This window comes from Microterricola pindariensis (genome assembly GCF_002936985.1).
In the GTDB taxonomy this organism is placed as follows: Bacteria; Actinomycetota; Actinomycetes; order Actinomycetales; family Microbacteriaceae; genus Microterricola; species Microterricola pindariensis.
This window is the reverse complement of the sequence record NZ_MPZN01000012.1, coordinates 26,142-46,922: the sequence shown is the minus strand read 5'-3', so window position 1 is coordinate 46,922 and position 20,781 is coordinate 26,142. Positions and strand designations below refer to the sequence as shown.

Annotated in this window: 19 protein-coding genes; 9 read left to right on the top strand and 10 right to left on the bottom strand. The window is 68.5% G+C overall.

The window, feature by feature from the left end:
* The first annotated feature begins 47 nt into the window (after positions 1–47).
* On the top strand, positions 48–1,562 hold the full coding sequence (gene glpK, locus GY24_RS05580; protein ID WP_104474743.1) for a glycerol kinase GlpK: 1,515 nt from the start codon (positions 48–50) through the stop codon (positions 1,560–1,562).
* A 69-nt stretch (positions 1,563–1,631) separates the two neighbouring features.
* On the opposite strand, the gene GY24_RS05575 is transcribed toward glpK, so the two are convergent.
* The 9 genes from GY24_RS05575 to sdhC form a co-directional block, all read right to left on the bottom strand.
* Positions 1,632–2,390 carry an HAD family hydrolase gene (locus GY24_RS05575; protein ID WP_104474742.1) on the bottom strand — a complete coding sequence of 253 codons (759 nt, stop codon included), beginning with the start codon at positions 2,388–2,390 and terminating at the stop codon, positions 1,632–1,634.
* Positions 2,387–2,959, bottom strand: a complete 573-nt coding sequence (locus GY24_RS05570; RefSeq protein ID WP_104474741.1) for a GNAT family N-acetyltransferase — start codon at positions 2,957–2,959, stop codon at positions 2,387–2,389. Before GY24_RS05570 ends, GY24_RS05575 begins: the two co-directional genes overlap by 4 nt.
* Positions 2,960–2,967: 8 nt before the next feature.
* On the bottom strand, positions 2,968–3,978 hold the full coding sequence (trpS, locus tag GY24_RS05565) for a tryptophan--tRNA ligase (protein WP_104474740.1): 1,011 nt from the start codon (positions 3,976–3,978) through the stop codon (positions 2,968–2,970).
* Positions 3,979–4,033: 55 nt separating this feature from the next.
* The gene (locus tag GY24_RS05560) at positions 4,034–4,894 is read right to left on the bottom strand and encodes an exodeoxyribonuclease III (protein ID WP_104474739.1); all 861 of its coding nucleotides are present in this window, start codon (positions 4,892–4,894) and stop codon (positions 4,034–4,036) included.
* 327 nt (positions 4,895–5,221) lie between these two features.
* Complete coding sequence (locus GY24_RS05555; RefSeq protein WP_233279215.1) at positions 5,222–6,466, bottom strand: YihY/virulence factor BrkB family protein; 1,245 nt, start codon at positions 6,464–6,466, stop codon at positions 5,222–5,224.
* A gap of 77 nt (positions 6,467–6,543) precedes the next feature.
* On the bottom strand, positions 6,544–7,311 hold the full coding sequence (locus GY24_RS05550) for a succinate dehydrogenase iron-sulfur subunit (RefSeq protein ID WP_055834340.1): 768 nt from the start codon (positions 7,309–7,311) through the stop codon (positions 6,544–6,546).
* Between the two features lie 2 nt (positions 7,312–7,313).
* Complete coding sequence (sdhA, locus tag GY24_RS05545) at positions 7,314–9,128, bottom strand: succinate dehydrogenase flavoprotein subunit (RefSeq protein ID WP_104474738.1); 1,815 nt, start codon at positions 9,126–9,128, stop codon at positions 7,314–7,316.
* Between the two features lie 31 nt (positions 9,129–9,159).
* A complete protein-coding gene (locus GY24_RS05540; protein WP_083363188.1) occupies positions 9,160–9,612 on the bottom strand; it encodes a succinate dehydrogenase hydrophobic membrane anchor subunit in 453 nt (150 codons plus the stop codon).
* Between the two features lie 16 nt (positions 9,613–9,628).
* On the bottom strand, positions 9,629–10,054 hold the full coding sequence (gene sdhC, locus GY24_RS05535) for a succinate dehydrogenase, cytochrome b556 subunit (RefSeq protein WP_083363189.1): 426 nt from the start codon (positions 10,052–10,054) through the stop codon (positions 9,629–9,631).
* 163 nt (positions 10,055–10,217) lie between these two features.
* Here sdhC and GY24_RS05530 point away from each other — a divergent pair, with 163 nt between their 5' ends.
* From GY24_RS05530 to GY24_RS05495, 8 genes are all read left to right on the top strand, one after another.
* Positions 10,218–11,339, top strand: coding sequence for a mannose-1-phosphate guanylyltransferase (locus GY24_RS05530; RefSeq protein WP_104474737.1), 1,122 nt, complete (start codon positions 10,218–10,220; stop codon positions 11,337–11,339).
* A 41-nt stretch (positions 11,340–11,380) separates the two neighbouring features.
* Positions 11,381–12,460, top strand: a complete 1,080-nt coding sequence (locus GY24_RS05525; protein ID WP_233279214.1) for a BMP family lipoprotein — start codon at positions 11,381–11,383, stop codon at positions 12,458–12,460.
* 166 nt (positions 12,461–12,626) lie between these two features.
* Positions 12,627–13,733: a BMP family lipoprotein gene (locus tag GY24_RS05520; RefSeq protein WP_083363192.1), complete on the top strand. Its 1,107-nt coding sequence runs from the start codon at positions 12,627–12,629 to the stop codon at positions 13,731–13,733.
* A gap of 192 nt (positions 13,734–13,925) precedes the next feature.
* On the top strand, positions 13,926–15,446 hold the full coding sequence (locus GY24_RS05515) for an ABC transporter ATP-binding protein (protein WP_104474736.1): 1,521 nt from the start codon (positions 13,926–13,928) through the stop codon (positions 15,444–15,446).
* Positions 15,443–16,711: an ABC transporter permease gene (locus GY24_RS05510; RefSeq protein ID WP_104474735.1), complete on the top strand. Its 1,269-nt coding sequence runs from the start codon at positions 15,443–15,445 to the stop codon at positions 16,709–16,711. The genes GY24_RS05515 and GY24_RS05510 overlap by 4 nt, the downstream gene beginning before the upstream one ends.
* A gap of 20 nt (positions 16,712–16,731) precedes the next feature.
* Complete coding sequence (locus tag GY24_RS05505; RefSeq protein WP_104474765.1) at positions 16,732–17,994, top strand: ABC transporter permease; 1,263 nt, start codon at positions 16,732–16,734, stop codon at positions 17,992–17,994.
* A 25-nt stretch (positions 17,995–18,019) separates the two neighbouring features.
* Positions 18,020–18,445: a cytidine deaminase gene (locus GY24_RS05500; RefSeq protein ID WP_104474734.1), complete on the top strand. Its 426-nt coding sequence runs from the start codon at positions 18,020–18,022 to the stop codon at positions 18,443–18,445.
* The gene (locus GY24_RS05495; RefSeq protein ID WP_083363196.1) at positions 18,442–19,743 is read left to right on the top strand and encodes a thymidine phosphorylase; all 1,302 of its coding nucleotides are present in this window, start codon (positions 18,442–18,444) and stop codon (positions 19,741–19,743) included. Before GY24_RS05500 ends, GY24_RS05495 begins: the two co-directional genes overlap by 4 nt.
* 122 nt (positions 19,744–19,865) lie before the next feature.
* Here the strand turns inward: GY24_RS05495 and GY24_RS05490 are convergent, their stop codons facing one another.
* Positions 19,866–20,774 carry a hypothetical protein gene (locus tag GY24_RS05490; RefSeq protein ID WP_104474733.1) on the bottom strand — a complete coding sequence of 303 codons (909 nt, stop codon included), beginning with the start codon at positions 20,772–20,774 and terminating at the stop codon, positions 19,866–19,868.
* Positions 20,775–20,781 lie beyond the last annotated feature (7 nt).

The window sequence follows — 20,781 nt, the reverse complement described above, 5'->3', positions numbered from 1 at the left end:
GCATCCGAACCTCACTCATCTCATTCGATAGCAAAGGAGTTATCAGCATGGCTGACTACGTACTCGCGATTGACCAGGGCACCACGAGCTCGCGCGCAATCATCTTCGACAAGGCCGGGTCGATCATCTCGACCGGCCAGCTCGAGCACGAACAGATCATGACGCAGGCCGGCTGGGTCGAGCACAACCCGCTGGAGATCTGGGCGAACGTGCGCGAGGTGATCGGCCAGGCTCTCGGCAAGGCGAACCTCACCCGCCACGACGTGGCCTCGATCGGCATCACCAACCAGCGCGAGACCGCCGTCGTCTGGAACAAGAACACCGGCGAGCCCGTCTACAACGCCATCGTCTGGCAGGACACCCGCACGCAGGACATCGTCGACCGCCTCGCGGGCGCCGAGGGTGTCGAGCGCTTCAAGAAGACCGTCGGCCTGCCGCTGGCGACCTACTTCTCCGGCACCAAGATCGTCTGGATCCTGGAGAACGTGCCCGGGGCCCGCGAGGCGGCGGATGCCGGCGAGCTGCTCTTCGGCACCACCGACACCTGGGTGCTGTGGAACCTCACCGGCGGTGTCAACGGCGGCGTGCACGCCACCGACGTCACCAACGCCAGCCGCACCCTCTTCATGGACCTCGAGACCCTGCAGTGGGACGACGAGATCCTCGCGGCGTTCGATGTTCCGAAGTCGATGCTGCCCGACATCCGCTCGTCCTCCGAGATCTACGGCCACGCGTCCGAGCACTCGCTGTTGCGCGAAACCCCCATTGCCGGAATCCTCGGAGACCAGCAGGCGGCAACGTTCGGCCAGGCCGCATTCCAGACCGGCGAGGCGAAGAACACCTACGGCACGGGCAACTTCCTCATCTTCAACACGGGGGAGGAGATCGTTCACTCGGAGAACGGCCTGCTCACGACCGTCGGCTACAAGCTCGGCGACGCACCGGTGCACTACGCGCTGGAGGGCTCCATCGCGGTCACCGGCTCGCTCGTGCAGTGGATGCGCGACAACCTCGGCATCATCGAGTCGGCCTCCGACATCGAGGCGCTGGCGAACACGGTCGAGGACAACGGCGGGGCCTACTTCGTGCCCGCGTTCTCCGGCCTGTTCGCGCCGCACTGGCGCGCCGACGCCCGTGGCGCCCTCGTCGGCCTCACCCGCTACGTGAACAAGGGCCACATCGCCCGTGCCGCGCTCGAGGCGATCGCGTTCCAGACCCGCGAGGTCATCGACGCGGTCAACGCCAACTCCGGCGTCCCGCTGACCGAGCTCAAGGTCGACGGCGGTGCGACGGCGAACAACACTCTGCTGCAGTTCCAGGCCGACATCCTGAACGTTCCGGTCGTGCGCCCCGTCGTCGCCGAGACGACCGCGCTCGGCGCGGCCTACGCGGCCGGCCTGGCCGTCGGGTTCTGGAGCGGTCTCGACGACCTCTCCAAGAACTGGCAGGAGGACAAGCGCTGGGAGCCGAACATGGACTCCGCCGAGCGCGACCGCCTCTACCGCAACTGGAAGAAGGCCGTCACCAAGACCCTCGACTGGGTCGACGAGGACGTGAAGTAACACCCCCGCGAAACCACGAAGCCCCCGCACTCCTCGGAGTGCGGGGGCTTCTGCGTTCAGCGCTGTCGGCTAGCGGGGCACCAGCGCGCCCACGAGCTCGTCGAGCCCGGCGATCTCGAGCACGCCGAGGGCGGCGGCCTCCGCGGCATCTGAGGGCTCGGGGGTGACCTCGCCCGCGCGGTTCAGCCACACCCCGGTGAGCCCGGCGGCGGCGGCCCCGATCGCGTCAGTGCGCAGCCGGTCGCCGACGTACACGGTCTGCCCGGGCTCCGCGTCGAACGCCGCGCAGGCGGCCGCGAAGATGCGCGGGTCGGGCTTGGCGAAGCCGAGCGCGCCGGAGGCGATGAGCCTCTCCGGGTGCTCCTCGAGGTCCATCCTGGCCGTCAGCCCCACCCGGTCGAGCTTGCGTCTCTGGAAGGCGGGGTCGCCGTTGGTGATGATGCCGAAGCGCACGCCGGGCAGGGCCGCCTCGAGGGCATCGAGGCACGGCAGGGCGTCCTCGTGCAGGGTCCACGCGGCGATGTAGTGCTCGAAGTAGTCGTCGAACCAGAGGCCGGAGGCGTCGTCTTCGAGGTGCACGCCGTGCGCGGCCGCGAAGTCGCGGGCGCGCGCGCGGCGCTGCCCCTCGAAGTCGAGCGTGCCCTCGAGGTAGGAGTGGTAGTGCTGCTCCTCCAGCGCGTGCCAGAGCGAGACGGCATCCGGCTGGTGCACGCCCTCGAAGCCGCCGATGTTCTCGATGTGCGCGACGATGCCGCGGGACACCGCGTTGCGGTGGGCGAACAGGGTGTCGTCCAGGTCGAACAGGATCACGCTGGGCGGCAGGCTCATGGCTGCACGACCCCGGTCGGCCAGCCCTCGTGGATGGAGCGGATGCCGCGGCCGAGCGTGCCGTACCAGCTCTCCGGGTGGGCGTCGTCGCGGTCGGGGACGCTGGAGGGCGCCGTGTGCGTGAAGCGGAATCCGGCCTTGCGGGCGACCCGCGCGGAGGCGACGTTGCCGGCGATGCACTCCCAGCCGACGGCCTGCAGCCCGGGCACGGCCTCGTCGAACGCCCAGTCGGCGACGCGCGAGACGGCCTCCGGCATGTAGCCGAAGCCGCGGTGCTCCGCGCCGATCCAGAAGCCGACGTCGTGCTTCGGCATCCGGAAGGAGAGGACGCCCAGCAACGGGCCGCCCTCCTCCCGGCGCAGCGCCCACGTGGCCTCGGCGCCGCTCGACCACCAGGCCGGCGCGAGCTCGTGCACGAAGCCGGCGGCGTGCTCGCGGAGGTATGGCCACGGCACGGTCAGGTAGCGCTCGAACAGCGGGTCTTGGCAGTAGGCGGTGATCGCATCGACATCGCCCTCCTGCAGCTGGTCGAGCACGAGCCGTTCCGTGCGCAGTGCGACGATGTCCATGTGCGCTCCTAGCGTGCCCGGCGGAGGAAGCCGATGCGGTCGTAGACGGTGTCCAGCGTGGCGTCGGCGATCGCCGACGCGCGGTCGGCGTTGCCGGCCAGCAGGCGGTCCAGCTCGGCCGGGTCGTCGAGCAGCGCGGTGGCGCGCTCGCGGATCGGCGAGAACTCGGAGACGACGAGCTCGACGAGCTCCTTCTTGAAGTCGCCGTAGCCGCGGCCGGCGAAGGCGTCCTCGATCTCGGCCAGCGAGCGGCCGGAGAGCACCTGGAACATCGTCATCAGGTTGGAGACGCCCGGCTTCTCCGCCCGGTCGAAGCGCACCACGCCGTCGTCATCGGTGACCGCGCGCATGATCTTCTTCTTGATCGCGCCCGGCTCGTCCATCAGCCAGAGGATGCCGGCGGGTGACTCGCCCGACTTCGACATCTTCGAGCCCGGGTTCTGCAGGTCGTAGATGCGCGCCGTCTCCTTCTGGATGACGGGCTCCGGCACCGTGAAGGTCTCGCCGAAGCGCGCGTTGAAGCGGGTGGCGAGGTCGCGGGTGAGCTCGACGTGCTGTTTCTGGTCGTCGCCGACCGGCACGACCTCCGTCTGGTAGAGCAGGATGTCGGCCGCCATCAGCACCGGGTAGGTGAAGAGGCCGACCGAGGTGGCGTCGGCGCCCTGCTTCTTGGACTTGTCCTTGAACTGGGTCATCCGGCCGGCCTCGCCGAAGCCGGTGATGGTGTTGAGCACCCAGGCCAGCTCGGCGTGCGCCGGTACGTGCGACTGCACGTACAGCGTGGAGCTGGACGGGTCGATGCCGGCGGCGATGTACTGCGCGGCGGTGCGGCGGGTCTTCTCGCGCAGCTCGGCCGGGTCCTGCGGCACGGTGATGGCGTGCATATCGACGACGGAGAACAGGGCGTCGTGGCTGGACTGCAGCTCCTTCCACTGCAGCAGGGCGCCGATGTAGTTGCCGGCGTGCAGGGAATCAGCCGAGGGCTGCATGCCCGAGTAGAGGCGGGGCAGAGAGGTCATGTCACTCTTTCAAACGAGGATCGCGGATGCCGGGCATCCGACGAAGAAATGGGGGCTAGATCGCGTAGTCGACGACGACGGGGGCGTGGTCGGACCATCGCTCGTCGTAGGACGCGGCCCGGTCGATCGTGTAGTTCACGACGGTGGCAGCCAGGGCGGGGGAGGCCAGGTGGTAGTCGATGCGCCATCCGGTGTCGTTGTCGAAGGCCTGGCCGCGGTTGGACCACCAGCTGTACGGGCCCTCGACCTCGCCGGCCCACTTGCGGCCGACGTCGACCCAGCCGAGGCCGGCGCCGTTGTTGTAGTCCGGGTCGCCCTCCGCGCCGATGAAACGGTCGAAGTACGCGCGCTCCTCTGGCAGGAAGCCGGCCTTCTTCACGTTGCCCTTCCAGTTCTTGATGTCCAGGGTGCGGTGGCCCACGTTCAGGTCGCCCAAGACGAGTGCGTACGGGGAGTGGGCCTCGAGCTGGGGGAGCCGCTCCTGCATGGCGTCGAGGAACTTGTACTTCTCGACCTGCTTGGGGGTGCCGACCTCGCCCGAGTGCACGTAGGTGCTCACCACGGTGATGATCTTGTCGCCGACGCGGTAGTCGGCCTCAAGCCAGCGGCCGGCGCTGTCGAAGTCGACCGCGCCGAGCTCGACGCGGTGGATCTCGGCACCGCGGTGCTTGTCCGTACCGCGCCGGCTGGCGAGGGCGACGCCGGCACGGCCCTTGGCCGTGGCGGCGTCGTGCAGGATGTCCCACTCATCGCCGAGCAGCTCGGTCAGGTGGCTGGTCTCGGCACGGACCTCTTGCAGGGCGAGGATGTCCACGTCGCGGTCGGCGAGCCACGGGCCCATGCCGTTGCGGAAGGCGGCGCGCACGCCGTTCACGTTGACAGAGGCAATACGCAGTGGCGCGGACGCGGATGACATGCACTCAGTCTAGATTGTCGGACTGACCCGTCGCTGGCGACGCCTCCACCCCGCACCATTGGTTCGCGTGCCCGCTCTTGTTCGCGCCGGTCCTCCTCGGCGCCTGCACTCGCAGGCCCGCTCACACTGCAGGTCGGCTGAGCGAGGAACGAGCGAAGCCCCGGAGCCAACCCGACACGGTGCCAAGCGCCGTCCGGAGGCGAAAGTTCGCTCGGGAGGCAGCTTGTCGACATTTTCGTCCTCCCAAGCCTCCTTTTGCCTCCCGACGGACGACGCGAGCGCGGAACCGACGGGGGAGCGGGCAGCCGAGCGCCGGGGCGGCGCCGTCTACTGCTTCGTGGGGTTGGAGCCGGTGGGCGTCCCGGATGAGCCGGCATCCGGCTTCGCGACAGCCGCGTTGTCCGTCAGTTCGTTGTAGCGGTCCGTGGCCTGGCGCAGCCGGAAGGCCGTTGCCGGGCGGCGGTACCAGTTGGCGGCCTCGTGTGCGGCGCGGGCGTTGCGCAGCTCCACCTCGGCGGCCAGGCGGATGGCCTGCAACTCGCGCTCCCGCCGCTCGAGCGCCAGCTGCTCGTTGGTCACCTTGCGCAGCGACTCCCCGCGGTCTCCCGCGGCCACGGCGATCCAGGCGGCGGAGACGAGCGTCACGATGCTGGTGAGTCGGAACCACAGCAGGAGTCCGACGAAGACGGCAAAGGTGGCCAGCAGCGGGTTCTTGGTGACGCTGCCGAGCAACGTGCTCCCGAGCACCTGCATCACGGTGAGCGCGATACTGCCGAGGAGGGAACCGCCCCAGAGCCTGCGCCACTCAACAGCTGCACCGGAGAGGAAGCGGAACATCGCCGCGAGCACGCCCGCGTTGATGAGCAGCACGAGGAAGAGCCCCAGCGAGCTGCCCGCGAGGTTGTACCAGAACGAGTCGACCGGCAGGCCGAACACCTGGAACAGCCAGGACAGGGCCGCCGTGCTGATCACCGTGATCGTCGAGGCCAGCAGCAGCGTGAAGCCGAAGGCGAGCGCGGCCACGAGGTCGCGCGCCTTCAGCAGGACATAGGAGCGGGTGTCCTTGGCCAGGCCGAAAACCGTGCGCACGCTGATGCGGGAATAGGTGACCCAGCCGATTGCGGTCCAGATCAAACCGGCGGCGGCGATCACGCCGGTCGAGCTGAGGAGGAAGGTGGAGCCGGATGCGAGTCCGGTGAGCTCGCTGGAGCTGATCGCCCCCGTCTGGCCGTCCTGCCCGATGAGTCCGGGGATGTAGGTGTTGATCAGGTCCTCGAGCGCCCGCAGCGTCGAGGGGTGAGAGGCCAACCAGAGCCCGGCGACAGAGAAGACGACGTAGACGGCGGCGAAGGCGGCGAACAGTGCCTGGTAGCTCATCCCCGCCGCCAGCAGGAAGCCGTTGCGTGCCAGGAAGTGCCGCCAGACCCGCACCGGGAACAGGGCAAGTGTCTTCTGGGTGAGCGCGGTGACGCGCTGCACCGGCTCCCCGAAGCGCTCGCGGATCGGCTCGCCGAATGCGTCCAACGCCTCGCGAACCTTGTGCTCGCTGCCGTTCTCCGGTGTCTGACTCACAGTGCCACATTAGCGCCGCAACGCGAAGAGCCCCCGTCGCAGTGACGGGGGCTCTTCGCGTTGCGGCCGGTTGCCAGTTACGGCTTGCCGCGCATGATGGCCTGCTTGACCTCGGCGATGGCCTGGGTCACCTGGATGCCGCGCGGGCATGCCTCGGAGCAGTTGAAGGTGGTGCGGCAGCGCCACACGCCTTCCTTGTCGTTCAGGATGTCGAGGCGCACCTTGGCGTCCTCGTCACGGGAGTCGAAGATGAAGCGGTGCGCGTTGACGATGGCGGCGGGGCCGAAGTACTGGCCGTCCGTCCAGAACACCGGGCAGCTCGAGGTGCACGCGGCGCAGAGGATGCACTTGGTGGTGTCATCGAAACGCTCGCGCTGGGCGACGGTCTGGATGCGCTCCTTGCCGCCCTCCGGCGCCTTGTTCGCGATGAGGAAGGGCTGGACCTCGCGGAACGACGCGAAGAACGGCTCCATGTCGACGATGAGGTCCTTCTCCAGCGGCAGGCCCTTGATGGCCTCGACGTAGATCGGCTTCGAGATGTCGAGGTCCTTGATCAGCGTCTTGCAGGCCAGGCGGTTGCGGCCGTTGATGCGCATGGCGTCCGAGCCGCAGATGCCGTGTGCGCAGGAGCGGCGGAAGGTCAGGGAACCGTCCTGCTCCCACTTGATCTTGTGCAGGGCGTCGAGCACGCGGTCGGTCGCGTACATCTCGACGTCGAAGTCCTGCCAGCGCGGCTCCTCGTCCACCTCGGGGTCGAAGCGACGGATCAGGAACGTGACCGTGAACGGGGTGATCGCCGGGTCAGCGTTGCCCGGGCGGTCGGCGGCAATCGTCGTGGTGCTCACGATTAGTACTTCCTTTCCATGGGCTGGTAGCGCGTGACGGTGACGGGCTTCCAGTCCAGACGGATGTGGTCGGCGGCATCCGCCGAGTGGGGGTCGCCAGAGAGGTACGCCATGGTGTGCTTCATGTACGTCTCGTCGTCGCGGTTGGGGTAGTCGTCGCGCATGTGCCCGCCGCGGCTCTCCTTGCGGTTGCGCGCGGAGTAGACGACGACCTCGGCGAGGTCGAGCAGGAAGCCGAGCTCGACGGCCTCGAGCAGGTCGGTGTTGAAGCGACGGCCCTTGTCCTGCACGGCGACGTTCTTGTAGCGCTCGCGCAGGGTGTGGATGGTCTGCGTGACCTCGGCCAGCGACTCGTCGGTGCGGAACACCTGCGCCTTGGCGTCCATCATGTCCTGCAGCTCCTTGCGGAGCACGGAGACGCGCTCGGTGCCGGTCGAGTTGCGGATGCCGTCGATCAGGCCGCGCACAGCGGCGGCCGGGTCCTTGGGCAGCGGGGTGAACTCGGCCGTCTTGACGTACTCGACGGCGTTGTTGCCCGCACGCTTGCCGAACACGTTGATGTCCAGCAGCGAGTTGGTGCCGAGGCGGTTGGAGCCGTGCACCGACACGCAGGCGCACTCGCCGGCGGCGTAGAGGCCGGGGACGACGGTGGTGTTGTCGCGCAGCACCTCGGCGTTGACGTTGGTCGGGATGCCGCCCATGGCGTAGTGCGCGGTCGGCATCACGGGTACGGGCTCGGTGACCGGGTCGACACCGAGGTAGGTGCGGGCGAACTCGGTGATGTCCGGCAGCTTGGTCTCGAGGACCTCGGCGCCCAGGTGGGTGCAGTCGAGGTAGACGTAGTCCTTGTTCGGGCCGGCGCCGCGGCCCTCTGCCACCTCCTGGACCATGCAGCGGGCGACGATGTCGCGCGGGGCGAGGTCCTTGATGGTGGGGGCGTAGCGCTCCATGAAGCGCTCACCGGAGGCGTTGCGGAGGATCGCTCCCTCGCCGCGGGCGCCCTCGGTCAGGAGGATGCCGAGGCCGGCCAGGCCGGTCGGGTGGAACTGGAAGAACTCCATGTCCTCGAGCGGCAGGCCCTTGCGCCAGATGATGCCGACGCCGTCACCGGTGAGGGTGTGCGCGTTGGACGTCGTCTTGTAGATCTTGCCGAAGCCGCCCGTCGCGAAGATGATCGCCTTCGCCTGGAAGACGTGCAGCTCGCCGGTGGAGAGGTCATAGGCGACAACGCCGGAGGGCTGGTCGACGCCGTCGACGTTCGTCATGACCAGGTCGAGCACGTAGTACTCGTTGAAGAAGTTGATGCCGTGCTTGACGCAGTTCTGGTACAGCGTCTGCAGGATCATGTGGCCGGTGCGGTCGGCGGCGTAGCAGGCGCGGCGAACCGGTGCCTTGCCGTGGTCGCGGGTGTGGCCGCCGAAGCGGCGCTGGTCGATCTTGCCCTCCGGCGTGCGGTTGAAGGGCAGGCCCATGTTCTCGAGGTCGAGGACCGCGTCGATGGCCTCCTTGGCCAGGATCTCCGCCGCATCCTGGTCGACGAGGTAGTCGCCGCCCTTGATGGTGTCGAACGTGTGCCACTCCCAGTTGTCTTCCTCGACGTTGGCGAGCGCTGCGGCCATGCCACCCTGCGCCGCACCGGTGTGCGAGCGCGTCGGGTACAGCTTGGAGATCACGGCCGTCTTGGCGTGCGGTCCGGCCTCGATGGCCGCGCGCATGCCGGCGCCGCCGGCACCGACGATCACGACATCGAACTGGTGGTAGTGCACGCCGTCAACGATGGTGTGGTCGGCGCTGTCGAACGATGAGGACTGGGTCACAGTGGCATCCGTACTTTGTGGTGATTAGGTATTAGCGGGCCGCGCAGAGCGCAGGCAGCAGGTCGGCCGGCTGTCCAGGGGGGCAGGGGTCGAAGGTGAAGACGACGAGGGTGCCGAGCACGATGAGCACGACGACGGCGGCGAGGACCGCCGACTTGAGCACGCCGCGGGTCATCGGCAGCGTTGCGTAGTCGTTGATCAGGGTGCGCATGCCGTTGCCGCCGTGGATCAGCGCGAGCCAGAGCATCGCGACATCCCACCACTGCCAGAACGGGTCGGCCAGCTTGCCGCCGACGAAGCCGAAGTCGATCGCCGAGATGCCGTCGCCCAGCATGAGGTTGAAGAACAGGTGGCCGAAGATCAGCACGATCAGCACGATGCCGGAGGCACGCATGTAGATCCAGCCCCACTTCTCCCAGTTCACGCCGCGGCGCTTCACCGGGCGAGAGGGGGAGCGGGGGGCTTCGATGGTTGTTGCAGTCATGATGTGCTCCCCTTTCCTAGTGGCTGAAGACGTTGATCAGGTGGCGCGGCGTGAAGCCGAGCATGGTGATCACCCAGAGCGCGATGACGATGTAGAACATCAGCTTCTGGTACTTCACGCCGCCGGCCCAGAAGTCGATCAGGATGATCCGGATGCCGTTGTAGGCGTGGAACACGATCGCACCGACGAGGGCGACCTCGCCGAGGCCCATCAACGGCGTCTGGTACGTGCCGATGACGACGTTGTACGCCTCCGGGCTGACGCGGATGAGTGCGGTATCAAGAATGTGGACGAGCAGGAAGAAGAAGATCGCGACACCGGTGATTCGGTGCAGGACCCACGACCACATGCCCTCGCGGCCGCGGTACAGGGTACCGGCGGGGCGAGGTGAGGTAGTGGACTTCTTGGCTGCTGTCAGGGTTCCTGCCGTTTGCTGTGGCATGAACAACCCTCCCTGGCTGAAGTGTGGCCAGTCACTGGCCCGGATTGCTCGATGAGCATGTGAACCCATACTATTCCTCACTCTCAGCGTTTTTCTGGTTAGGTATGCCTTACTCGGTGGCCGTCGCCGTCGTCTGGGCCCTCGGCTGGCCTAGGCTGACTGCGTGACTACGTCAACTGCGCTCGACCGTTTCTACAGCGTGATCCCCGCCGGAGGCATCGGCTCCCGGCTGTGGCCGCTCTCCCGCGCCGACGCCCCCAAGTTCCTGCACGACCTGACCGGTTCCGGCCAGACCCTGCTGCGCGACACCTGGAACCGGCTCGCCCCCCTGACCGGGGATCAGCGGATCATGGTCGTCACCGGCCGCGCCCACCGCAAGGCGGTGGAGGAGCAGCTGCCAGAACTGGCCGACCACAATGTCGTGCTCGAGAGCGAGCCGCGCGAGTCGGCCGCCGCGATCGGGCTGGCCGCCGCGATCCTGGAGCTGCGCGAGCCCGGCGTCATCATCGGCTCCTTCGCCGCCGACCACGTCATCCACCGCGACGACATCTTCCGCCGGGCCGTCGCCGAGGCTGTCGAGGTCGCGGATGCCGGCTACATCGTGACCGTCGGCATCCGCCCGACGGAGCCGGCCATCGGCTTTGGCTACATCCACTCCGGCGGCAAGCTCGACGTGCCCGGCGCACCGAGCGCCCTCACCGTCGAGTCCTTCGTGGAGAAGCCTGACCAGGCCACCGCGAAGCGCTACCTGGCCAGCGGCCACTACCTCTGGAACGCCGGCATGTTCATCGCCCGCGCCGACCGGATCCTCGAGGAGATCGGGCGCTCGGAGCCCGAGCTGCTCGCCGGCCTGCTCGAGCTCGCCGCCGCCTGGGACGACCCGGCCACCCGCGGCCCGGCCGTCGACCGCATCTGGCCGAAGCTCAAGAAGATCGCGATCGACTACGCCGTCGCCGAGCCGGCGGCCGCGGCCGGCCGCCTCGCCGTCATCCCCGGCCTCTTCGACTGGGACGACGTCGGCGACTTCGCGTCGATCGCCAAACTGCACTCCGGCGGCCGCAAGAGGGACCTCGCCATCCTCGGCGAGAACGCCCGGGTGCTCGCCGACTCCTCCAGCGGAATCGTCATCTCCGAGGGCGGCCGCACGATCGCGCTGATCGGCGTCGAGGACATCGTCGTCGTGGACACCGCCGACGCTCTCCTCGTGACGACGAGCGCCAACGCCCAGAAGGTGAAGGCCGTCGTCGACGCCCTGAAGCTCTCCGGCCGCACCGACGTCCTCTAACCCAGCCCGTAACCGCCCACCCCGTGCACCAGGAGTCGAACGTGAATAGTCCAACCCGCGGCATCCGCCGCGCCATTGCCCCCGCCGCCCTGCTCGCCAGCGCCGCGCTCCTCCTCGCCGGCTGCGCCTCGGCGCCGGAAGCCGGCGGCGAGAGCACCGCCTCCGACTACTGCGCGCGCATGGTCACGAACTCGGGCGGCCTCGAAGACCGCTCCTTCAACCAGTCCAGCTGGGAGGGCCTGCAGCAGGCCAGCACCCAGTACGACATCGACGTCGCCGCGCTGGTGTCGACCTCCGAGACCGACCTGCGCCCGAACGTCGAGCAGGCGGTCGGCACCGGATGCCAGTTCGTGCTCACCGTGGGCTGGGAGCTCGCCGACGCGACGACCGCCGCGGCCGAGGCCAACCCCGATGTGCACTTCGCCATCGTCGACGAGCAGGTCGAGGCCCCGAACATCAAGCCGATCGTCTTCGACACGGCCCAGGCCGCGTTCCTGGCCGGCTACCTCGCGGCCGGCGTCACCGAGACGGGAATCGTCGCGACCTTCGGCGGCGGCAACCAGCCGCCCGTCACCCTGTTCATGGACGGCTTCGTCGACGGCGTCGCGAAGTACAACGAGGTGCACGGCACCAGCGTGCGCGCGCTCGGCTGGGACAAGGCGAAGCAGGACGGCAACTTCACCGGAGACTTCGAGGACGTCGCCAAGGGCAAGACGCTGACCCAGGGCTTCATCGACCAGGGCGCCGACGTGATCCTGCCCGTGGCCGGCCAGGTCGGCGAGGGCGCTGCGGCCGCCGCGAGCGAGACCACCGGCGTCTCGATCATCTGGGTCGACAACGACGGCTACGAGACCCTGCCGGCCGCCTTCCGCCCCGTCGTTCTCACCAGCGTGCTGAAGAACACGCAGGACGCCGTCGCGGCCATCGTCGGCGACGACCTGAACGGCACATTCGAGAACACCCCCTTCGTCGGCACGCTGGAGAACGGCGGCGTCGAGATCGCCCCGTTCCACGAGCGCGCGTCGCTGGTTTCGCCCGAGCTCTCCGCCGAGATCGAGGGCATCCGCCAGGGAATCATCGACGGCAGCATCGTCGTCACCTCGCCGAGCACGCCGCGCTAGACCGGCGGGCGGCGCCTCGCGATCCTCTGCTCATATGAGCAGAGGATCGCGATTTCATAACCATTGAGCCGCAGGCCGACTTTGCTCAAAAGAGCAGGGAAATATTCGGTAACGTGACTTGCACAGAGGCCCCGGACTCCGTCGGGGCAGCACCTTGGAGGTCACCTTGACTATCACGACTCGTAAGGCTGGCCTGTCCGGTCTTGCTATTTTTGGCGTTGCCGCCCTGCTTTCGGGTTGTGCATCCGCACCCGAGAGCGGCGGAGGATCCACGGGCGGCGCCGACGGCGCGCTTGACTACCTCCCCTGCATGGTCTCCGACGCGGGCGGATTCGACGACAAGTCCTTCAACCAGCTCGGCTACGAGGGCATGGTCAAGGCAGCGGACGAGCTCGGTGTCGAGTACAAGAAGGTCCAGTCCGACGCTGAGACCGACTACGCCCCGAACCTGACCAACCTCGTTGACCAGGGCTGCAACACGATCGTCACCGTTGGCTTCGCCCTCGCGGCCGCCGCCGGAGAGTCCGCCGCAGCGAACCCCGACATCGAGTACGTCAGCATCGACGACGTCGTCGACCAGGACTTCGACGGCAAGACCGACCAGCCCAACATCAAGCCGATCATCTTCGACACCGCCCAGGCCGCGTTCCTGGCCGGCTACGCGGCAGCTGACTTCTCGAAGACCGGCGTCGTCGGCACCTTCGGTGGCATGAACTTCCCGACCGTCTCCATCTTCATGGACGGCTTCGCACAGGGCGTTCAGTACTACAACACCGCCAAGGGCAAGGACGTCAAGGTCCTCGGTTGGGACACCGCCGCTCAGGACGGCTCCTTCACCGGTGGCTTCGAGGCCAACGACGGCGCCCGCCAGATCGCCCAGGGCCTGATCGACCAGAACGTCGACGTGCTGCTGCCCGTCGGTGGCCCGATCTACCAGAGCGCCGCTGCCGCCATCCGCGACTCCGGCAAGGAGATCGCACTCATCGGCGTCGACGCCGATGTGTTCGAGACCGACCCGTCGGTCGGCGACCTCCTCCTCACCTCGATCCGCAAGGCGATCGACGTCGGAACCTACGACGCCATCCTCGCAGCGGGCAACGGCGAGTTCGACGCCACGCCGTTCGTCGGCACGCTCGAGAACGAGGGTGTGGGCCTGGCCTCCTTCCACGACTTCGAGAGCAAGGTCAACCCCTCCCTCCAGGGCGAGCTCGACGAGATCAAGGCCGGCATCATCGACGGCTCGATCCCCGTCACGTCGTACCTCGCTGGCTAAGTAGCCGCTGCAACACAGAGCACTGCGTCACACGGGGAGACCAGCGAGAGCTGGCCTCCCCGTGCGGCGTTAAGCCCCCGCACCTCTCGCTCAGAAGGCGGGGCTTCGCAACTTATGAGCAAACGGGTCGGATGCTGCCAACTTCCGTGCACAGCCCCCACTTCTGCGCAGGCACTCAATAGAATCGGGAACATGAAGCTCGAACTTCGCGGCATTACGAAAAGATTCGGTGCCCTGGTCGCCAACGACCACATAGACCTCACTGTCGAGGCCGGCGAGATCCACTGCCTTCTGGGCGAGAACGGTGCCGGCAAGTCGACGCTCATGAACGTGCTCTACGGCCTGTATCAGGCCGAGGAGGGCGAGATCCTGCTCGACGACGTCGTGCAGCACTTCGCCGGGCCCGGCGACGCCATGGCCGCGGGAATCGGCATGGTGCACCAGCACTTCATGCTCATCCCCGTGTTCACCGTCGCCGAGAACGTCATGCTCGGCAACGAGTCGACCAAATTCGGCGGACGGCTCGACCTGCCGGCGGCCCGCGCCAAGGTCAAGGAGATCTCCGCTCGGTTCGGCTTCCACGTCGACCCGGACGCCCTCGTCGGCGACCTGCCCGTCGGCGTGCAGCAGCGCGTCGAGATCATCAAGGCGCTCTCCCGCAACGCCAAGGTGCTCGTCTTCGATGAGCCCACCGCAGTGCTCACCCCGCAGGAGACCGACGAGTTGATGGTCATCATGCGCCAGCTGCGCGACTCCGGCACCTCGATCGTCTTCATCACCCACAAGCTGCGCGAGGTCCGCGAGGTCGCCGACCGCATCACCGTCATCCGGCTCGGCAAGGTCGTCGGCGAGGCATCGCCCACCGCGACCAACGCGGAGCTCGCCTCCCTCATGGTCGGCCGCGCCGTCGAGCTCACCGTGCAGAAGGGCCCGGCCGACCTGCGCGGCCCGGCCTTCATCGTCACCCACCTCTCCGTCATCGACCCCCTCGGCCAGATCGTCGTCAACGACGTCAGCTTCGAGGTGCAGCGCGGTGAGATCCTCGCCATCGCCGGCGTGCAGGGCAATGGCCAGACCGAGCTCAGCGAGGCCATCGTCGGCCTCCAGCCCCGGGTCACCGGCAGCATCACGCTGGACGGCAAGGAGATCTCCACGCTCAGCGTGCGCAAGATCCTCGACTCCGGCGTCGGCTTCGTGCCGGAGGACCGCACGGAGGACGGCCTCGTCGGCGAGTTCACCATTGCGGAGAACCTCATGCTCGACCGCGCGGACGGCGCGCCCTTCGTCAAGGGCGCCAACCTGCAGCGGGCCTACCTGGCCGAGTTCGCCACCGAGAAGTCCGCCGAGTTCGACGTGCGCTCCCAGGGCATCGACACCAAGGTCGGCCGCCTCTCCGGCGGCAACCAGCAGAAGGTCGTGCTGGCCCGCGAGCTCAGCCGCGAGCTGCGGCTCTTCGTCGCCGCCCAGCCCACCCGCGGCATCGACGTCGGCTCCATCGAGTTCGTGCACAAGCGCATCGTCGAGACCCGCGACTCCGGCGTGCCCGTGATCGTCGTCTCCACCGAGCTCGACGAGGTCACCGCCCTTGCCGACCGCATCCTCGTGATGTACCGCGGCAAGGTCATTGGAATTGTCCCAGGCGACACCCCGCGCGACGTGCTGGGTCTCATGATGGCCGGCGAAACGCCGAGCAACGAAGGAGCAGCGGCATGAGTGCCTCTCAGACACCGCCGGGGCTGACCCAGCCCGACACCGTGCCGGGCACGGAGCCGTCCCGCTGGCAGAAGGCCTTCCGCGAGATCGCCACCGGCAACGCGATCATCTCCGTGCTGGCCGTCCTGCTCGCGCTGCTCGTCGGCGCGATCATGATCGCCTTCACCGATGAGCGGGTGCAGGAGACCGCCGGGTACTTCTTCGCCCGCCCCGGCGACATGCTCGGCGCCATCTGGCAGTCGGTCTCCGGTGCGTACTCCGCACTGTTCCAGGGCTCGATCTACAACTTCCGGCGCGACGGCTTCCTGGACGGCATCAAGCCGCTGACCGAGACGCTCGTCTTCGCCACACCGCTGATCGCCGCCGGCCTCGGTGTCGGCCTCGCATTCCGCGTCGGACTGTTCAACATCGGTGCCAAGGGCCAGATGCTCATCGCCGCGGCCTGCGCCGGCTGGGTGGGCTTCGCGGTCGAGCTGCCGTGGGGCCTGCACATGATCGTCGCGCTGCTCGCCGGCGTCCTCGGCGGTGCGCTCTGGGGCGGCATCGTCGGTCTGCTGAAGGCACGCACCGGCGCCCACGAGGTGATCGTCACGATCATGCTCAACTACATCGCCTTCTACCTGATCTCCTACGCGCTCCGCACCCAGGGCCTGCTGCAGGCGCCAGGCTCGACCAACCCGAAGACGGCTCCGATGTTGGAGACGGCCATCTTCCCGTCGCTGCTCGGGCCGCGTTACAACCTGCACATCGGCTTCATCCTCGTCATCGGCGCGACGATCTTCGTGTGGTGGCTGCTCGGCCGCTCGAACCTCGGGTTCAAGTTCCGCGCCGTCGGTGAGAACCCGAACGCCGCGCGCGTGGCCGGCATTAACGTCAAGAACATGTACGTCTACGCCATGCTGCTCGCCGGTGGCCTCGCCGGCCTCGCCGGTGTCAGCCAGGTGCTCGGCACGGTCACCACCGGCTTCAGCGCCGGAATCGACGCCGGCATCGGCTTCGAGGCGATCACAGTCGCCCTGCTCGGCCGTTCCCGCCCGTGGGGCATCTTCGCGGCCGGCCTGCTGTTCGGCGCGTTCAAGGCCGGCGGCTTCTCGATGCAGGCCGCCGAGGGCATCCCCGTCGAGATCATCGTCGTCGTGCAGGCGCTCATCGTGCTCTTCATCGCCGCCCCGCCGCTGGTGCGTGCGATCTTCCGCCTGCCGTCGCCGGACTCCACCCCCCGTAGACAGCGCCCGATCGTCACCAAGGAGGTGGCAGCGAAGTGAGCACCTCACCCGCCGTCGTCATGCCGTCCTCCGAGCCGATCGCGCTCGACACCGCCGTGATCAAGAGCTGGAAGGCCCCCATCGCCTTCGGCATCTTCACGGTGATCGCCTTCCTCATGTTCGTGCTGAACGCGCGGCCGGGCGAGACCACCTTCCGGCTCTCGACCGAGCGCGACGCCGTGCAGCTGCCCGAGGTCGTGGTGAACTCCGCGACGACCGGCTGGGTGGTCTTCCTCGCCCTCGTGCTGATCACCGCGGCATCCGCCCTCGCCGTCATCTCGCGGCGCAAGGTGTCGATCTGGCTCACAGTGCTGTTCGCGCTGCTGTTCATGATCGGCTTCCTCGCCTGGGCGGCAGCCGGCTCATCGCTCCCGGTGACCGGCCTGCTGTTCGGCTCGGTCAGCCTCGCCGTTCCGCTCATCTTCGGTGCACTCGGCGGCGTCATTTCCGAGCGCGGCGGCGTCGTCAACATCGCCATCGAGGGCCAGCTGCTGGCCGGCGCGTTCACCTCGGCCGTCGTCGCGACGAGCACGGGATCGCTCGTGCTCGGCGTGCTGGCCGCGCTCGTCGCCGGTGTGCTGGTCGGCATGGTGCTCGCCGTCTTCGCGATCAAGTACCTGGTCGACCAGGTGATCGTCGGTGTCGTGCTCAACGTGCTCGTCACCGGCCTCACCAGCTTCCTGTTCTCGCAGGTGCTCGCGCCGAACGCCGCCATGCTGAACACCCCGCCGCGCTTCCCGCGGCTGGAGATCCCGCTGCTCAGCGACATCCCGATCATCGGGCCGGTGCTGTTCAAGCAGACGGTCATCGTCTACGTCATGTACATCGCCGTCGCCGCCGTGGCCTACGCGCTGTACAAGACCAAGTGGGGCCTGCGGCTGCGCGCCGTCGGAGAGCACCCGAAGGCCGCGGACACCGTCGGCATCAAGGTGAACGCCACCCGCTTCTGGAACGTGGCCCTGGCCGGAGCGATCGCCGGCATCGGTGGATCCTTCTTCACCCTCGGCTCCGTCGGCGCCTTCAACAAGGAGATGACGGCCGGCGCCGGCTTCATCGCCCTCGCCGCCGTGATCTTCGGCCAGTGGGACCCGATCAAGGCCACCCTCGCCGCGCTGCTGTTCGGCTTCGCCACCAACCTGCAGAACGTGCTCGGGATCATCGGCTCGCCGGTGCCGAGCGAATTCATGCTGATGCTGCCCTACGTCGTCACCATCTTCGCGGTGGCCGGCCTGGTCGGCGTCTCGAGGGCCCCCGCCGCCGACGGCAAACCGTACATCAAGTAGTGCAGCACCGAGTCAGGAGATCGACGTGAACGCCGTGACATCCGAGAACATCGACTGGGACGGCTTGCACGCCGCGGCCCTCGACGCGATGGCGAAGGCCTATGTGCCCTACTCGAAGTTCCCCGTCGGCGTGGCCGCGCTGGTCAGCGACGGCCGCGTGATCAGCGGGTGCAACGTCGAGAACGCCTCGTATGGGCTCACCCTGTGCGCGGAGTGCGCGCTCGTGTCCTCGCTGCACATGACGGGCGGAGGGCACCTGGTCGCCTTCACCTGTGTGGACGGCAACGGCAACGCGCTCATGCCCTGCGGCCGCTGCCGCCAGCTCCTGTTCGAGCACTCGGCGCCTGGCATGCTGCTGCAGACCGTTTCAGGAATCAAGACGATCGACGAGGTCCTGCCCGACGCCTTCGGGCCGCGCACCCTCGTCGCATTCGCAGAAGGAGCATCATGAGCACCATCGAGGCATTCGACGCCGTCGACCTCATCCACACCAAGCGCGACAAGGGCACCCTCTCCACCGCCCAGATCGACTGGCTGATCGACGCGTTCACCCGCGGCTACGTCGGCGACGAGCAGATGGCCGCCATGGCCATGGCGATCTTCCTGAACGGGATGTCGCGCAGCGAGATCCGCGACCTGACCATGGCGATGATCGCCAGCGGCGAGCGGATGAGCTTCGCCGAGCTCGGCAAGCCGACCACCGACAAGCACTCCACCGGAGGCGTCGGCGACAAGATCACCCTGCCCCTGATGCCGCTCGTCGCCGTCTTCGGCGCGGCCGTCCCGCAGCTCTCCGGCCGCGGCCTCGGCCACACCGGCGGGACGCTGGACAAGCTCGAGTCGATCCCGGGGTGGCGCGCGAACCTCACGAACGAGGAGATGTTCGCCCAGCTGCAGCAGCACGGCGGCGTCATCAGCGCCGCAGGCAGCGGGCTGGCCCCGGCCGACGGCAAGCTGTACTCGCTCCGCGACATCACCGGCACCGTCGAGGCGATCCCGCTGATCGCCTCCTCGATCATGTCGAAGAAGATCGCAGAGGGCACCGGCGCCCTCGTACTCGACGTGAAGTTCGGCTCCGGCGCCTTCCTCAAGGACATCGAGCGCTCCCGCGAGCTGGCGCAGACGATGGTCGCCCTCGGTGAGGACGCCGGCGTCGCGACCTCCGCCCTGCTCACCAACATGAACGTGCCGCTCGGCCTGGCCATCGGCAACGCCAACGAGGTCCGCGAGTCGGTCGAGGTGCTGGCCGGCGGCGGCCCGCGCGACGTCGTCGAGCTGACCGTCGCACTGGCCGAGGAGATGCTGGCGCTCGTCGGCATCACCGACGTCGACGTGGCCGCGGCGCTCCAGGACGGCCGCGCCATGGACAAGTGGCGCGACGTCATCCGCGCCCAAGGCGGCGACCCGGATGCCGCGCTGCCGGTCGCCCGCGAGACGCACACGGTCGTCGCTGACCGCGACGGCGTGCTGGTCGAGCAGCAGGCGCTGCCGTTCGGCATCGGCGCCTGGCGCCTCGGCGCCGGCCGCGCCCGCAAGCAGGACCCGGTGCAGCACGCGGCCGGCATCGACCTGCACGCCAAGCCGGGCGACGAGATCCGCGCGGGCCAGCCGCTGTTCACGCTCAGCGCCGACGAGCCGGAGCGCTTCGCTCGGGCGCTCGAGGCCGTCGAGGGCGCCTGGCGCATCGGCGACCCCGGCGAGCCCGTGCTGGACGGCGGCCCGCTGATCGCGGAGCGCATCGGCCGCTAGCCCCCTCCCCCCCCACCCCTACCCAGTTGCCGCGAATCGCCCGTGCGGCGCCCGCACGGCGGCAGTTCGTGGCAACTGGGCGCCAGGGGTGGGCGCCCGGGGCGGGTGCTCGGGGCGGCGGATCAGGGGCGCCAGCCGCGGTCGATCAGGGCCCGGCGGGTGCGGGCCACCGCCTCGGCGAGCGTCATGTGCTTGTTCTGCCGGATGTGCAACCAGCCCTCGGCTGCCACATCGTTCAGGCGCTGCACGTCGCGCGCGTATTGTTCGTCGAGCTGTCGGTGCTGCTCGCCGTCGTACTCGAGCAACACCTTGTATGCGCGGAACACGAGGTCGCCGAGCGCGATCCGCCGCCCAGCGCGGTCGAGGATCCACACGTTGACCTCGGGCTCCGGCAGCCCTGCCGCCACGACCGCCCGCCGCAGCCGTGTCTCCCGCGGCGATTCGACGCGGGCGCGCAATGCCGGGTACGCCGCGTGCACGTGCCGGAATCCGCGGCGAGTGCCGACGGCGCGCACGCCGGCCTCGATGTCGAGGGCGGTGCAGAGCGGATGGGGTCGGCCGAGCAGTCGGTCTCCGGCCTCGACCAGCTCCTCGACGCCGAGCACCGCACCGAGCTGGCACCAGGCCTGCGCTGCAGAGAGCACGGGCAGCCCATGCAGCTGCACGATGCGCGGTCTGCCGACCTTGACCGTGTGGCCGACGATGCCGGCGCCTCTCGGTGCCCGGGCCGGATGCAGCACCGACACGTGCAGGCGGGCGTCACCCGTCACCCGGAACGGCAGGGGCAGGCCGTGCAGGATCGCCGCCGTCGCGTGGCTGAAGTACGCGCCAGGCGCCAGATGCACCGCGTAGGCGGTGCAGAGCGCGCCCACGCTCGTGAGCGAACCGGAGCGAGCGCGCACGCCGCGGAACGGCGCCTCGAGATCGGCGGCCCGCATCCGCTTGTCGGAGACGCCTGCCGCGCGCGCCGCGGCATAGCTGAATGGCTGCGCGCCGGCGAAGGGTGGTTGCAGTGGGCTGGGGCGGGTCATGGCAGGC